Raw genomic sequence first — 15,283 nt, forward strand, 5'->3', positions numbered from 1 at the left:
TATTAATATTTTGGGGTCAAAATTCTTATCCAAGTGTGATTAAGTTTTTCAGGGTCATGAAAACTGAACAGTTATTCCGATGTTTGGCCGACCCAATTCGGTTGCGGGTAGTGTTGTTACTTTGGCAAGAAGGGGAATTGTGCACTACGGAAATTGCCCGTGTACTGAATAGCACCGACAACCAAATACGTCGCCACATGGCGCTACTGAGTAAGAATCAGCTGGTGGTGTTCCGTCAGAAGCAGTTGTTTCATTGTTATCAACTCAGCGCTGATTTACCTCTGTGGGTGCAAAAAACACTTAAACACACTTATCGAGGTAACAAAGTTATGCTGGATGATCTGGCTCGCCCGCAAAAAATTCAATTGCGAAACAGCATATCTGACGAGCAACGCAACGCTTCCTGAAAGGCAAGCATTGGTATTGGTGCGCTAATCCACTAAACTACAGACGTTTTCCAGTTAATTGTAAGTTCATTGATGCAAATTCCAGATTTTAGTCACTCATCCATTTTAATTCTTGGCGACCTGATGTTAGACCGTTATTGGGTGGGGCCAACCAGTCGAATCTCGCCAGAAGCCCCGGTGCCCGTTGTCAGAATTGACGGTATTGAAGAGCGTCCCGGTGGTGCGGCGAACGTCGCATTGAATATGGCAGCATTGGGAGCGAACACGGCTTTGTTAGGTTTATGCGGTAATGATGAGGCCCATGAAACACTAAAAACTGCGCTGCATTCAGTAGGGGTAGATTGTTCTTTTCAGGCCATCGACGGTAAAGATACCATTACCAAGTTGCGGGTGCTTAGTCGCAATCAACAATTAATTCGATTGGATTTTGAAAAGAGTTTTCACGAGGTGGACAAATCGGCATTGCAAGCCGCTTTTGAGCAACGCTTGCAGGCATGCAGCGCAGTGGTGTTGTCCGATTATGCAAAAGGTTGTTTGAGTGATCCACAGCAGTTAATTCAGGCAGCCAGAAAAGCCAATAAACCCGTTATCGTTGATCCCAAAGGTAGTGATTTTGGCAAGTATCGCGGCGCCACATTATTAACACCCAATATGTCAGAGTTTCAAGCTATCGTGGGTGAGTGTCAGTCGGAACAAGAGATCATCGAACGCGGCCAAAAACTCATTGAGGATTTACAGTTGCAAGCCTTATTGGTGACCCGCTCTGAGCAGGGGATGACACTCATCGAGCGAGGCAAAACCGAGTTCCATCTGCCAGCTAAAGCCCATGAAGTGTATGATGTTACTGGTGCTGGAGATACGGTGGTAGCGACGTTGGCAGCAGCATTAGGGGCAGGCTGCACTGCCAGAGATGCCTGTATATTGGCGAACGCAGCGGCCGGAGTGGTGGTGGCTAAATTAGGCACGTCCACGGTCAATGTAGAAGAATTAAGGCAAGCCGTGCGCAAAGACCAGGCCGTTGGTACGGGTGTAATGTCACAAGCTCAGTTAAAGATAGTTGTGCAAGAAGCAAAAAGCCGAGGTGAGCGGCTGGTGATGACCAATGGTTGCTTTGACATATTGCACGCCGGCCATGTGTCTTATCTGGAAAATGCTGCAGCCTTGGGTGACCGATTAATTGTTGCAGTCAATAGTGACGCTTCGGTAAAACAGTTAAAAGGAGAAGGACGCCCCGTGAATAACGTCGAACGCCGCATGTCGGTGCTGGCGGCATTGGCGTCAACAGACTGGGTGGTGGAGTTTACCGAAGCGACGCCAGAGCGCTTGATCAGTGAATTATTACCTGATGTTTTGGTCAAGGGGGGCGATTATCGTCCTGAGGATATTGCGGGTGGCAAACAGGTTATTGCCAATGGCGGTGAAGTCAAAGTCCTCAATTTTGAAGATGGCGTGTCTACCACCCAAATTATCAATCGCATCAAAGAGCGTTAAAGTTCCTTTAATCCGTTTGCAAGTGGGGTGCGAGCCTGCAACCCCATGTGCATTTTTAGTGGTGCAGTGTCAGCAACCCAGCCGCTATTTAGGTAGTTGTAATGGTTGATGGTTTGCGCAGGGTGCCCCAAGGTTTGTGCGATCATGGTTGTTAGCGTCTTCATCGAGGTAGCTTGACCCGTACCCAGATCGTAAATGTGCCAGGGGGAAGAGCTGGAACTCAGTGACCCTGGCTGGGGTTGCCAGCTTTTAGTTGGGCGAGCGTTGTGCTCCATGGCTCTGTTTAAGATTTTGGCAGCATCTTTGACAAATACATAATCCAGCCAATGGTTTTGTAGCTCTTTCAGATTACAGGACTCTCCAGCCTCAATTTTGTTTTTGAGTTGTTGTACCAGATTCAACTCTGATGCCTCAGCACCATATAATTCAAATATGCGCATCACAGTGGTGGGCAACTGCTTTTGCGCACAAAAGCCATGCAATAACGACTCAATCGCTTTTACAATGGCCGCTGAAATGTTTTCCGGATGATCCGTTGCTGTATGGTCGGCACAGATTGGTTCACTTGAAGGACGGTAAATACAATAGTGAGAGCCAAATACTAAGTGAGCCGGGCGGATCATGTCACACAGATTCAATACCTTAAGTGTCAGGTGTAAGATAAATTCCTGGTGCTCAATCTCGGCATTAAATTCCGGTAAGAAGTAAACCTTCTGTACTCTGGCAAGCCGGGTTTCGATATCATCACTCAAACTCCCTAAGTTACCACCGTAGATAAAGTGTCTGGCATTGCTGTTTTGCTCAATGGTTTGCAGACGAGCTGTGCGTTTTTCACTTTGCTCCCACGGAAACAAAGACAGGCCAGTAACGGTCTCCCCGGCGAACAGCAGTTGTTGAGTTAACTCTGCTCCCAGAAACTCATCACAACCAATTACCAGTGCAGTCATATCCATATCCTTGTGTTGAATAGTTAAAAACGATTAGGTGGATAGATTCTAATCACTGGAATTAAATCACCAGGTGACTATTATTGTATCCAGTTGAGACGCAAACCAGTGCGTTGTATATCTTACAAATCAAAGGAGCACTTCATGTTAGAGAATAGAGAAGGTCAAAAGGTACCACAAGTTACTTTTAAAATGCGTCAAAATGACGAATGGGTTGAGCGCAGCAGTGATGATATTTTCAGTGGCAAAACCGTCGTGGTATTTTCACTGCCGGGAGCCTTTACGCCCACTTGTTCATCTACTCACTTACCGCGTTACAACGAGTTGGCTGAGACGTTTAAAGCCAATGGTGTTGATGAGATCGTTTGTTTGTCGGTAAATGATACGTTTGTTATGAATGCCTGGGCCAAGGATCAGGAATCCGACAATGTTACCCTGATCCCCGATGGCAACGGTGAGTTTACCGACGGCATGGGAATGCTGGTGGACAAAGCTGACTTAGGGTTTGGCAAGCGCAGCTGGCGTTACTCGATGCTGGTAAAAGACGGTGTTGTAGAAAAGATGTTTATTGAGCCAAATGTGCCAGGCGACCCGTTTGAAGTGTCGGATGCTGATACTATGCTGAAGCACATTAATCCGGAAGCGGCGGTATCTTTGCCGGTGTCCATCATCACTAAACCTGGCTGCCCTTATTGTGCAAAGGCAAAAGCGTTATTAACTGAAAAAGGCTTTAGTTATGAAGAAATCGTGCTAGGTCAGAACGCCTCTTTGACTTCTTTGAAAGCCATTTCAGGCCGCGAAACAGTACCCCAAGTGTTTATCGATGGGAAGCATATTGGTGGCAGTGATGACTTAGCGGCGTATTTCAGCTAAGTCGCATTAATCAATCATTGAATTGGGGGGGCACAACTCAGGTTGTGCCCTTTTGCTAGCTCTTCATAGTGCCCTTGAGTGGATTTAAGCCTCCTTTTGAACCTTGGGACCAGAACATATTGCTTAATATTTCTTTGATGTAAAAACCATAGGTTTGCTTAATATTTAATATAAAATGTCTTGCAGCAGCTCTCGCGACAACATAGTTTTCATAAGGCTAATTACATTCAGCTATTTCACTGTATTCAAATACGATGTTGTTCTCGGTTTTGGGAATGCTGATAATGCAATAGGGGTAGGTAATGGCAGTATCTACGGCACAACCCTCAGATGGTGAGACCGTTCTCACTGATACGATGGTATTATCACTTGAACTAAATACTTCTGATACATCAATTTGGTATCCGTATGTAGGCTGGCTCCCCATATTTAATGCGATCACAGTTTCAATTTCAAAATTGATCTCAGGTGTGTCTTCTTCATTGTCCAAATCAGAAATTTCAAGGTAGTGTAAAAAGTTATTTTGGTCTTGTATTATTGTCTCGCTAGTCTCTTCAATTCCTGATTGAGAGGCCACCTCCGGACAGTGAATATTATTGAAAACGACAGCCTCCGTTTGAGAATTATCTCCTGTAGGAGGTAGCGGCTCATTGAGTTCAATGTCACTGCTACAAGCAGAAAGTAAAAATAAACCAAAATATAGTGAGCCAGTCTTCATGATTTTCATACCGCACTCATTCCTTACAATGTTTCGTAGTTGATTGCGTAGCCGATATCAACTGTTGTATTCACATCACTATCAGAAATAGCTCTTAATTCTACGCGATAGCTGTTGCTTGAAGTGGCAGGAATAGTGAATTGAATCGATTCGAATGAATTGAGCCTATCTTGACTGTTATGTTCCACACTTGTTCCTTTGTAAATAAAAACATCAAAATCTTTTCCAAGTGCGTTGCCATTGTTTCTATTTGCATAGGCATGGTCGCCATCATTGAGCCATGAAACTACTACTGAGACTCTTACCGCCCTTCTGTTATTTTTGGGAGTGGTATTTTTAATAGTTTGAGGCAAACTGAAAGTACCGTTTCGAGGAAAGTGTGATGAAGGATAGCTTGCTGTTCCTAAGTCAACATCGTTGATTGTATCGACAAAATCAATCCCCCCTACACCCGTTGCATTGTAGCCCCCTCCAATAATTTTCGTCGCACCAGATAAAATCCAGGATTTATACATTGCTGGCTTAATACTCGAAAGCTTATTGATATAAGAAAGCAAGTTTGCGGTCATACCTGCTACATGTGGTGCCGCCATTGAAGTGCCAGAGAGAGTGTGTCCTCCAGCAGAAATACTGACTCCTGGAGTGGCCACTTCGGTTTTTTGATTTCCTAATATGGAATTTCCAGCACTTGAGTTGGCGGCGATAATATCGTTGCTGTCATCGTAGTTTCCGACCGTAATTACGTTGTACGCTTTTGCAGGTGATAAAACTTCATCTGTCCCCAAACCTTCATTACCTGCAGAAAGAAAAGTTATTACATTGTCTTCAAATACCAAATTGTCCCAGTCTCTGTCTAGTAGTGAGTATGAGAAGCTTCCCGATACACCATTGGATCTGGTGGCCACATATATGTGAGGGTTTCCGCCCACGCCATCCAGATCTGAGTGAAATGGCAGAACAGCGCTGCCCCTGCAATACAAATAGCTATGTTGTGAAACATGCCGGAATATAGAAGCAACGTTCTCTGCATGATCAGTGCGATTTCCGGAGAGCCGAGAATACCCTTGCAAAAAGTTGTTGTTAAAACCTTCTTCTGCACAACCTGACTCGGTCATATACACTCCGACATTTTGACCAAGTGCATTCGGATAAGCATTGGTGTCGTAGGCATTTATAGTGTCCGTCGAAGTCATAGCACTGGCTATGGTGTCCCGGTTTTGAGCATACAATTCTATACCCAGCAGATAACTATCTGCTTTTTGTAAGATTTTACTTATTTCTTTGGTTGTTAGAGAGAGTTGAAGGGTTCTTTTACCTTCGCTTATTTGTTGGTTGATGGTTTCATCGTGCAACCAGTTCATTTTTTGGTTGAATCTATCGGCAGTGGATTGCAGTCGTTTTAATCTTTTTTCCCGAACAAGCTTTCTTGATTGGTTTTTGCTGACCAGGTAGTCGTTTATTTCATTTTCGCTAAGGTATTTGTTGTTGCGCTTTACCTTGTATTTGACTACATGATTTTATAATTCGTATTCTTCAGTTGTATCTGTGAAGCTTGGTTCGTCATTATCTATCTCGATGCCAACTAACACATCGATAGTTTCGTCCTTCTTGAGAGTATTTCTAAGTAGATATTCTTTTAAAGCGTCATCGACTAGTCCGGACTGTAAAATATCATCAATAGCATTTGATGCTAACGTTGTCCCACTCAAAGTCCACAGTAAAACCAAACTCATCAACTTTAAATATTTTGTCCTACACATGATTACATTACACTATTGGTGTTTAATTTTAACCATTTTGTGCTGTAAATGTTTCACTGATATTACTTTTTGTGATTTATATTTACATTAATATGCAATCAATTGTGGGACTGGTGAATTAGAGTATTTACAAGTATGCAGTAGTATTCTTTCGTTCATTTTCAGAGCAAAGGAAGTCATTACTTACGGCCTGTCATTTTGGTATTAAGAAACATATACATTGTAATGCTGCCTGAAGGTCCATTTTTCTTGGTCATAATTGGTTACTCAGTGAGCCATCAAAGCAGTCATTCTCCAATCGCTTTTGGGAGGTAATTAAAGTTGTCGGCTTTAAATTAAATATCAACTACTACTCAATCCGATTATTTTATCTTTTAACCAGTTAATAGCGCTGTCGTTTGCCGCGTTTTCGTGCCAGTAAAGATGTATGTCGATGTTCGGCACATCAAAGGGCATGGCCTGAATCTGCAGTTCTTCGTCCAGTAACGAGCGCCCGATGAGTTCCGGTACCGTTAATAAAAAATCCTGGTCTTTCAAAATCGCCTTCGCAGTGTGATAGCTCTGGCAGCGGATAGCAATTTTACGGTTAATACTTTGTTGTTGTAGGGTAATATCTTCAATTACCCGTCCGGTAGGGCGATTCGAAACAGTCAGGTGCCGCGCAGTGGTGTAGTCTTGGCGTGTAAGCTGCCCATTAAACTGACTGCTTTTTTTCATCAAAATCACAAATCGGTCTGACGCCAGTCGACAGTGGTTAATAGGGCGTTGCAGTGGCATGGCCACATCTATTGCCAAATCTGCCTGGCCACTGCCCAGTTGACGCTGCAGTTGCTGTCGCTCAAGCTTGATACAAGACAAACCCAACCCCTCTGAGGTTTCAGCCAATAACTGAAACAAGGCAGGAACGTACAATGGCTCAAGCGCATCGTGCACTGCCAAAGTAAACTGTTGCTCCGCCTTGTAAGGGTCAAAAGCGCTGAACTGTTGTAATGATTTTCTCAGGCTATTCAGGTTTTCCAGAATTTGCGGGGCGATTCTCAGGCAGGCCGAAGTAGGCTCCATTTTACTGCCCTGGCGCTCAAATAAGGGGTCCTGCAAAGCTTCACGCAAGCGTTTCATGGCATGGCTTACCGCAGAAGGCGTCAGATATAAGGTTTCTGCTGTGCGGGTCATATTGCGCTCGAAATACATGGCTTCAAAGATGCGCAGAAGATTAAGGTCTAGCTTATGAATGCGTTTGTCTGACATACAAATCCAAAGTGATTTAGTTCAAATTGAGTATAAGTGTTGTGAATAATATTCATAGTGAGAGCTTAAAAATATTCACTTCATTCAATTTTTTGAGCTGTATACACTGGCCTTATCAAATGCTTAATCGGGTAATCATCATGAACTTTGAACACAGTGAACTTTGTCAGCAATATTTAGAACGTGTGCGTGCTTTTATGCAGGAGCATGTCTTTCCAGTGGAAGCGCAAATTATGCGTGAAAACCATGAAATCAATGGCCACGGCGATTGGACACGCTGGCAGGTGCCCGGTGAGATTAAGGCACTCAAACAAAAAGCCAAAGAACAAGGTCTGTGGAATCTGTTTTTGCCTGATGCTGAACTGGGACAAGGTTTGAGCTGTGTTGATTATGCTCCGCTGGCAGAAGAGATGGGCAAGTGTTTATTCGGTGCAGAGATTTTTAACTGCAATGCACCTGATACCGGCAATATGGAAGTGCTCTATCACTTTGGCAGTGCGGCCCAAAAAGCCCAATGGTTAACGCCTTTATTAGCTGCCGAAATCCGCTCGGTATTCGGTATGACGGAGCCGGATGTGGCTTCTTCCGACGCCACAAATATGCAAGCCAGTATTACCCAAGACGGCGATGAAGTGGTGATCAACGGTCGAAAATGGTGGACCACAGGACTTGGTCATCCGGATGCAAAAATCGCTATCGTGATGGGACTGACAGATGCGAGTGCTGAAAAGCACAGCCAACACAGCATGGTTTTAGTGCCCCTGGATGCGCCGGGAGTAAAAATAGAACGTATGTTAACGGCTTGTGGGGATTACGACGCTCCTTATGGTCATGGCGAGATGTCTTTTACGGATGTGCGAGTGCCTAAAGCCAATATCATCATGGGCTTAGGTAAAGGTTTTGCCATTGCGCAAGGACGATTGGGGCCGGGGCGTATTCATCATTGTATGCGCGCTATTGGAGCTGCAGAGCGCTCGCTGGAGCTGATGATAAAACGCGGTGCCAGTCGCGAAGCTTTTGGCAAACCGTTAATCAAATTGGGTGGTAATCTGGAGCGTGTGGCTCAGGCCAGGATGCTGATAGAACAAGCGCGATTATTAACCCTTAACGCTGCCTGGAAAATTGATAATCTGGGTGTTAAAAAAGCCATGACCGAAATCTCTGCCATTAAAGTGGTGGTGCCCAATATGTTGCAAACGGTTGTGGATATGGCCATCCAAATGCACGGCGGGATGGGGGTTTCTGGTGATACACCATTGTACGGTTTCTCGGTAATGGCGCGCAGTTTACGCCTGGCTGACGGCCCCGATGAAGTCCACATGGGCATGGTGTCTCGTCTGGAGTTGGCAAAGTATAAGTAGGGGTTAACATGCAAAAACGTGTTTTAGTCACCGGGGCCGCATCCGGTTTGGGTAGGGCCATTGCACTGCGCTGGGCCAACGCAGGAGCCAATATTTGTGTTGCCGATATTCATCAGGAGCGTGGTGAAGCCGTGGTCGCTGAATTACAAACTATTGGGGTTAAAGCCTTTTATCAGCATTGCGATATCACCTCAGAATCTGATATTGACAGTGCCAAACAGGCCATCGTTACGCAGTTTGGTGGGCTGGATCTGGTAGTCAATAATGCCGGTGTTGCGACCGCAGGTGCATTGCACGAGGAAAGCATAGAGCAATGGCAGTGGGTGATGGACATCAACGTATTTGGAGCGGTACGAATGCTGCAAAGCTTTGTGCCCTTGTTACAGGAAAGTCAGGGCTACATTTTGAATGTAGCCTCTCAGGCAGGTATTACCACTGTACCTTTGCTAGGCTCCTACGCCGCCAGCAAAGCTGCCATGGTGAGTTTTTCGGAAACCATGCGCCTGGAACTGGCAGACGATAACATTGGTGTCAGTGTACTTTGCCCCGGCTTTTTCAAAACCAATTTAGATGAGTCGGTGCGCAGCGGTAATCCAGCCATGAAAGCCGTAGTGACTAAATTGTTGGACCGCTCTAATATCAGCGCCGATGATGTGGCAGACGCGGCTTTCAAGGCGGTACAAAAACAACAGTTTATGATTTTGACTCATCCAGAAGGGCGCAAGGCTAATTTATTGAAGCGTCTGTTTCCAGGCTATTACCTGAAAATGATGGCCAAAGGCACGCAAAAATTCCGACGTACTGCAGGGCAAAAAAAATGACAAGTAACACAGCGTCAACGGCGGCGTCTTTGTTGGATAAAGCCAATGAAGTACGACCGGGTGAAGAACTCGATGTAGCTAGAGTGGATGCCTGGCTTAAAGCCCACATCGATGGGCTGCAAGGCACGCCGGGTATCACTCAATATTCCGGTGGTGCATCCAACTGGACCTATTGTTTGAGCTATGACAACCGCGAACTTATTTTGCGCCGTGCTCCGGCGGGCACCAAGGCTAAAGGTGCTCATGATATGGGGCGTGAATATCGCCTGCAAAAAGCGTTAAAGCCAGTTTATCACTATGTTCCCGAGATGTTGGGTTACTGCGAAGACGAAGAAGTCATTGGCACTGATTTTTACGTCATGGAAAAACTCACCGGAATTATCCCTCGTAAGAATTTGCCTCGAGGCCTGAATCTCGACGCAGCCACCACGCAAACCCTGTGCAAGAACGTACTGGACTGCATGATTGAATTACACAAGGTGGACTACAAAGCCGCGGACCTGGAGCATTTAGGTAAAGGGGCAGGATATACGCAACGACAGATCGAAGGTTGGAGCCATCGCTATAAAAAGGCAAAAACCTGGAATGTGCCTTCGGGAAAATTTGTCATGCAGTGGCTTAAGGACAACATGCCGGAAAAAGAGCACATCTGTATCACCCACAATGACTTTCGTTTTGACAACGTAGTATTAGACGAAAACGACCCAACCAACATTCTGGGCGTGCTTGACTGGGAGTTAGCTACCTTGGGCGACCCTCTGATGGATTTAGGCAATACACTGGCATATTGGGTGCAGGAAGATGATGACTTTCTGGCGCAGCAAACTCGCCGTCAACCCACCCATTTAGCTGGCATGCTAAGTCGCGATGAAGTGGTGAGCTATTACTGCCAGAAAATGGAAATCGAAATCGACGATTTCATCTTTTACGAGGTGTATGGTTTGTTTCGCCTGGCGGGCATAGTGCAGCAAATCTATTATCGCTATCACCACAAACAAACCCGCAATCCGGCCTATAAACAATTCTGGATATTCGTACATTATCTATTGTGGCGCTGTAAAAAAGCCATTAAAAGGCAAAAACGCTAATGGCCAGCATTTACCTGATAAGACACGGCCAGGCCAGTTTCGGCAAAGAAGATTACGATGCCTTATCTTCCTTGGGTGAGCAGCAGGCGGGTGTAATGGGAAAAGCTTTGTTTGGGCGAATCGGAAAACCCGATTCTGTGCTAAGTGGTACTATGCTCAGGCACAAGCAAACCCGGGATCAGGGGTTGGCTGCGGGTAACTTCGCCCAAATAGAATGCATCGAATCCTCAGACTGGAACGAATACGATCATCAGGCGGTGCTTGCGGCACTAGAGCCACAACTGGCCACAGCCAGTGGTACTCGCCAATTCCTGGCGCAGTCTGAGGATCCCAAAAAAGAATTTGCCAGCTTGTTTGCAAAAGCTATTGCTCGCTGGCAAAGCGAGCTGCACAACGATGACTACCCGGAAACCTGGTCACAGTTTAAAATCCGGGTTAAAAATGCACTGCAATCGGCGTTGGCACAGTGCGAAAATAGTCAACAACTGGTGGTGTTTACCTCTGGTGGGCCCATTTCGGCTATCGCACAGCACCTGCTGAACTTACCTGATGCACAGATGCTCAACCTGAACTGGACGTTGGCCAATTGCGGCATTAGCAAGGTGGTAAAAACCCCGAATCGGGTTATCCTGTCGACACTAAACGAGCACAGTCATTTTGAGACGTCTGCGCTGCGCCACATGATCACCTACAAATAATAAGAGATACCATCCATGAACAATAGAAAAAACATCCTGATCACTGGCGCAAGTTCCGGCTTGGGCAAAGGCATGGCCGTTGAATTTGCCAAACAGGGTTGCAATCTGGCGCTGTGTGCTCGCCGAGTGGAGCGCATGGAAGAGTTAAAAATGGAACTCCTGAAAATTAATCCGGATATTCAGGTATTTTTGCGTCCGTTAGATGTGAACGATCACGATGCCGTATTTGAGACATTTAAAGCATTCAAAGCTGACATGGGCAGTCTGGATCGCGTTATCGTGAATGCTGGAATGGGCAAAGGCGCATCCATTGGTACGGGTTATTTCTACGCCAACAAACAAACGGCAGAAACCAACTTTGTGGCAGCAATCGCGCAATGTGAAGCGGCGGTAGAAATATTCAGAGAGCAAAACAGTGGCCATCTGGTGACCATATCTTCTATCAGTGCGGTGCGCGGCTTCCGTCGTGCCATGACGGTTTATGCCGCGACTAAAGCCGCTATTACCTCCTTGTCTGAAGGAATCCGGCTGGATTTGCTCAATACTCCCATCAAAGTGAGTTGCGTACATCCAGGTTTTATTCGCAGTGAAATCAACGAAAAGGTGGAGAAGGTGCCCTTTATCGTGGATACCGAAACGGGTTGCCGGGCTATGGTTAAAGCCATCAATCAAGAAAAAGCGAACAGTTATGTGCCTTCATGGCCTTGGGCAATACTACAGCGCATTATGCGTATCGCACCAGATAGTGTAATACGCAAGATGAGTTAATTCTCCGCCAGCACGAATACGTGCTGGTAGCTGTTGCGCTGACTCAGCGCCTTTTTCATTTTTCTGAGCTTGCCATCAAATTTTTCGGACTGGTGAAACACTCGCACAATATTGGTGTGATCAGGGTTATCTGAAAAACTGTCAATACGCACATGTAACTCTTCAGGGGAGGGGATTAAGCCACTGAGCTTAAAAAGAGCCACACATTGATGACCACCCATTGAAACCTCTTCCAATTGCAAATGAACCAGGTTAGCTAACGAATCGCTGATGGTTATTGAATTTTGTAACTGAGCAATAAACCATTGCTTTAGCGAGTGTGCTGAAGCCGCTCTATTGTCAGGATGCGCTTGCGCAAAACCATAATCAAGCGTGTGCCTGGCAACGTGGGCCTCCAGCGTCCAACCTTGTTCACCTTGAACGAAGCGAAAGGTAGAAAGATTGGCATTATGTGCTGTCGCATTCGTGCAGAACAATAACAATAATCCCAATACCGCCAGTGAACTCCAACGGGAGTTCAGCGCAGTTTTTATGCTTCCTTGCTTCACTATCTTATTCCACCTGATAACTGTTAGAGGCGGCAACGCCTTTCAAACAAGTTGGGATGTTAGGTGCCGTTTCAGGGGAGGCGTGGTAGTGGTAAACACCAGATGGGTATTCTGCCGTGGTACTAGTGTGACCATTACATTCATCAAGATCGCCCGGCAACTCACCGTCTTCGTCATGTGAGGCATAAATGGGGAAGCCATCTTTGGCGAATCCGTGCAGTGCACTGTTGTCTTGTGACACATTCACGCAGGTATTTTCGTTAATGTCATAGGCTTCCAGTACGGTATTCACCGATTGTGGCACCATGTGCCAGTGGTAGTAGCCTGAAGGGTCAGGATGGCCACCACAAGGACTGAGTGATGGAATGTTACCGCGGTTTTCCACAACGGAAGGTGGCTCACCCACAATGGGGGCGCCAGCCAGTGAAATACCCACCCACTCAATTGACGATATCTCATTAGTGCCGCTGTCCAGTAACACGGGCTCTGCCGGGATGGTGTAAGTCATGGTTAAGTCGTCCGCTTCTTCCATCGCCAGGCAATAGGAGAAAGCGCTGTTTTTACCGGCACCAATGCTGGTCTGTATGCGAATTCGTCCATTGTTACGCACGATATCGTAGCCGTCAGCTTCCATATTGGTGAACAGGGTGCCATTCATTTGCTGAAAGCCGGGTTCGGTATCACCGTCGTAGACACCTAGTCCACCCACATCATCGGTGGTTTCAGGGCAATAAGGGCCTTCGGTATCAAAATTACTGTCGGCAGAACTTACGGTGATTTGATAGCAGGTGGTGCGAGTTTGATCTTCAAGTGTACAGTCCACCAGTTCACTTTCGACATTGGAAAACAAACTCATATCAATGACGTTACTACTGGCTTCGGCGACAGTGATGGTAACCGAATCTGCGTCACTGTCTTGCGAGCCATCATTGACCACAAGAGAGAGCACGTAGTTTCCTGCAACATCGGCTTCAAAACTCGGCGATACATTGCTGGTGCTGCTCAGCTGCGCGCTACTGCCAGAAGGACGAGAATCGAATGACCAGGCGTAGGAAAGAGAATCACCATCGGCATCATAACTGTCACTACCGTCTAGTGTTATGGTATCGCCAACTGTGCCGGTTTGGTCGTCGCCTGCGTCAGCCACTGGTGCATTGCTCTGTGCTTCTTGAACCGTAATGGTGACTGTATCTGTGTTACTGTCGGTGGTGCCATCATTAACCACCAGTGACAAGGTGTAAACACCGCTTACATCGGCAATAAATGAAGGTTCAGCGATTGCATCATTATCCAGTGATGCACTGCTATCGACCGGGCGTAATGTGAAACTCCAGGAGTAGCTCAAGGTATCATTGTCGGCATCGGAACTGGCAGAGCCGTCTAACAATACCGTGCTGCCAACTAATACGGTTTGATCGTCTCCAGCGTTGGCTGTTGGCGCGTTATTGCTGTTGCCAGAATCGCCATTATCACCACTATCGTCATCGGAGTCATCGTCACTAGAATCGGTACCCAACACCTCTTCTAGTTTTTTAATGACTTCATTAATCGGCGCATTAACCGGGATATCATCTTCTTGTCTACCAAAGTTAATGCGTTGAATGTCGTTGTCGCTACTATTGCGAATGTAAAAGTATTGATTAGAAGCGCGTCGCACCGCCACATCGGCGCGGCCATCACCATCGTAATCCGCGGGTACCGGGATATCATTCTCATTTCTGCCAAAGGTTCGTGTGGCTTCACCGCCGTCATTGGAACGCAGAATGTGCCAGGTGTAATCAGCCGGATGGCGGTAAGCAATGTCGGTTATTCCGTCACCGTCATAATCGGCAGGGACTGGTATATCGTTCTCATCTTCGCCATAGACAATGGTATCGGTTACACCATCGGTACTCTTAATGATGTACCATGTCAGTGTTGAAGGGCGCCAGACGGCAGGGTCTGCAATACCATCACCATCAAAGTCACCCACCACCGGAACGTCACCTGCCTGGCCCAAACTAATGCGCTGCACACCATCTTCGCGGGTGGAGTTGTAATTGCTATCGTCGGAATTAAGCACATACAAGGTGTTATTGGATTCTCGCCAAACAGCAAAGTCTGCAATGCCATCACCGGTATAGTCTGCAGGAACAGGGATATCCTCTTCACTTTTACCGAAAACCTGTCGTTGTATGCCATCTCCTTTTGAGGAGTTGGTATTGTCACCGGAAGAATTTACCACATACCAGGTGTAGTTTGAGGGACGGCGTACCGCAAAATCAGTAATGCCATCTCCATCATAATCAGCCGGAACCGGAATGTCAGTGCTTTGCAGGCCAAATTGCACCCGTTGGATACCGTCTTGTGCATCGGAGTTAAAATTGTCATCACCGGTGTTTTTTACATACCAGTACGAAGTCGCCGCTCTGCGCACTGCCACATCGGCTATGCCATCACCGTCATAGTCGTAGTTTGTTGCGCACACATCGCCTATGAGTAACAGCTCCGCAAGTACTATGGCCAATTTTGATTGCAGTTTCACCTTGTTCCACACCTATATGTTTTCTAATAAA

Annotated in this window: 14 protein-coding genes; 8 read left to right on the plus strand and 6 right to left on the minus strand. The window is 46.3% G+C overall.

The genetic code is table 11. The features are described from left to right. Nucleotides 1-56: 56 nt before the first annotated feature. Together ACXAGP_RS13765 and hldE are read left to right on the plus strand one after the other, a co-directional pair. Nucleotides 57-407 carry a helix-turn-helix domain-containing protein gene (locus ACXAGP_RS13765; protein ID WP_475262079.1) on the plus strand — a complete coding sequence of 117 codons (351 nt, stop codon included), beginning with the start codon at nt 57-59 and terminating at the stop codon, nt 405-407. A 72-nt stretch (nt 408-479) separates the two neighbouring features. Beyond that, complete coding sequence (hldE, locus tag ACXAGP_RS13770) at nt 480-1,898, plus strand: bifunctional D-glycero-beta-D-manno-heptose-7-phosphate kinase/D-glycero-beta-D-manno-heptose 1-phosphate adenylyltransferase HldE (protein ID WP_475262080.1); 1,419 nt, start codon at nt 480-482, stop codon at nt 1,896-1,898. On the opposite strand, the gene ACXAGP_RS13775 is transcribed toward hldE, so the two are convergent. Further along, entirely contained in the window at nt 1,895-2,845 is a 951-nt protein-coding gene (locus ACXAGP_RS13775; RefSeq protein WP_475262081.1) for an NAD-dependent epimerase/dehydratase family protein, read from the minus strand. The two genes, hldE and ACXAGP_RS13775, sit on opposite strands and share 4 nt — an antisense overlap. Nucleotides 2,846-2,989: 144 nt before the next feature. Here ACXAGP_RS13775 and ACXAGP_RS13780 point away from each other — a divergent pair, with 144 nt between their 5' ends. Then, the gene (locus ACXAGP_RS13780; RefSeq protein ID WP_475262082.1) at nt 2,990-3,718 is read left to right on the plus strand and encodes a glutathione peroxidase; all 729 of its coding nucleotides are present in this window, start codon (nt 2,990-2,992) and stop codon (nt 3,716-3,718) included. A gap of 217 nt (nt 3,719-3,935) precedes the next feature. Here ACXAGP_RS13780 and ACXAGP_RS13785 read toward each other — a convergent pair whose 3' ends face one another. The 3 genes from ACXAGP_RS13785 to ACXAGP_RS13795 form a co-directional block, all read right to left on the minus strand. Further along, the gene (locus ACXAGP_RS13785; RefSeq protein WP_475262083.1) at nt 3,936-4,445 is read right to left on the minus strand and encodes a protease complex subunit PrcB family protein; all 510 of its coding nucleotides are present in this window, start codon (nt 4,443-4,445) and stop codon (nt 3,936-3,938) included. Between the two features lie 14 nt (nt 4,446-4,459). Further along, nucleotides 4,460-5,797, minus strand: a complete 1,338-nt coding sequence (locus ACXAGP_RS13790; protein ID WP_475262084.1) for a S8 family serine peptidase — start codon at nt 5,795-5,797, stop codon at nt 4,460-4,462. Nucleotides 5,798-6,538: 741 nt separating this feature from the next. Further along, complete coding sequence (locus tag ACXAGP_RS13795) at nt 6,539-7,444, minus strand: LysR family transcriptional regulator (protein WP_475262085.1); 906 nt, start codon at nt 7,442-7,444, stop codon at nt 6,539-6,541. Nucleotides 7,445-7,584: 140 nt separating this feature from the next. On the opposite strand from ACXAGP_RS13795, the gene ACXAGP_RS13800 reads away from it, so the two are divergent. The 5 genes from ACXAGP_RS13800 to ACXAGP_RS13820 are packed head-to-tail and all read left to right on the plus strand — an operon-like array spanning nt 7,585 to nt 12,180. After that, entirely contained in the window at nt 7,585-8,805 is a 1,221-nt protein-coding gene (locus tag ACXAGP_RS13800) for an acyl-CoA dehydrogenase family protein (RefSeq protein ID WP_475262086.1), read from the plus strand. Between the two features lie 8 nt (nt 8,806-8,813). Further along, nucleotides 8,814-9,626 (plus strand): SDR family oxidoreductase, encoded by an 813-nt coding sequence (locus ACXAGP_RS13805; RefSeq protein WP_475262087.1) that lies wholly within the window; start codon nt 8,814-8,816, stop codon nt 9,624-9,626. After that, nucleotides 9,623-10,714: a phosphotransferase family protein gene (locus tag ACXAGP_RS13810; protein WP_475262088.1), complete on the plus strand. Its 1,092-nt coding sequence runs from the start codon at nt 9,623-9,625 to the stop codon at nt 10,712-10,714. The genes ACXAGP_RS13805 and ACXAGP_RS13810 overlap by 4 nt, the downstream gene beginning before the upstream one ends. Continuing rightward, nucleotides 10,714-11,412, plus strand: a complete 699-nt coding sequence (locus tag ACXAGP_RS13815) for a histidine phosphatase family protein (RefSeq protein ID WP_475262089.1) — start codon at nt 10,714-10,716, stop codon at nt 11,410-11,412. Before ACXAGP_RS13810 ends, ACXAGP_RS13815 begins: the two co-directional genes overlap by 1 nt. Nucleotides 11,413-11,427: 15 nt before the next feature. Next, nucleotides 11,428-12,180 carry an SDR family oxidoreductase gene (locus ACXAGP_RS13820; RefSeq protein WP_475262091.1) on the plus strand — a complete coding sequence of 251 codons (753 nt, stop codon included), beginning with the start codon at nt 11,428-11,430 and terminating at the stop codon, nt 12,178-12,180. Here the strand turns inward: ACXAGP_RS13820 and ACXAGP_RS13825 are convergent. Next, nucleotides 12,177-12,728: a hypothetical protein gene (locus tag ACXAGP_RS13825; protein ID WP_475262092.1), complete on the minus strand. Its 552-nt coding sequence runs from the start codon at nt 12,726-12,728 to the stop codon at nt 12,177-12,179. The two genes, ACXAGP_RS13820 and ACXAGP_RS13825, sit on opposite strands and share 4 nt — an antisense overlap. 4 nt (nt 12,729-12,732) lie before the next feature. Next, on the minus strand, nt 12,733-15,252 hold the full coding sequence (locus tag ACXAGP_RS13830) for a PKD domain-containing protein (RefSeq protein WP_475262094.1): 2,520 nt from the start codon (nt 15,250-15,252) through the stop codon (nt 12,733-12,735). Nucleotides 15,253-15,283 lie beyond the last annotated feature (31 nt).

Source organism: Planctobacterium sp. AWM4_229 (assembly GCF_056160305.1).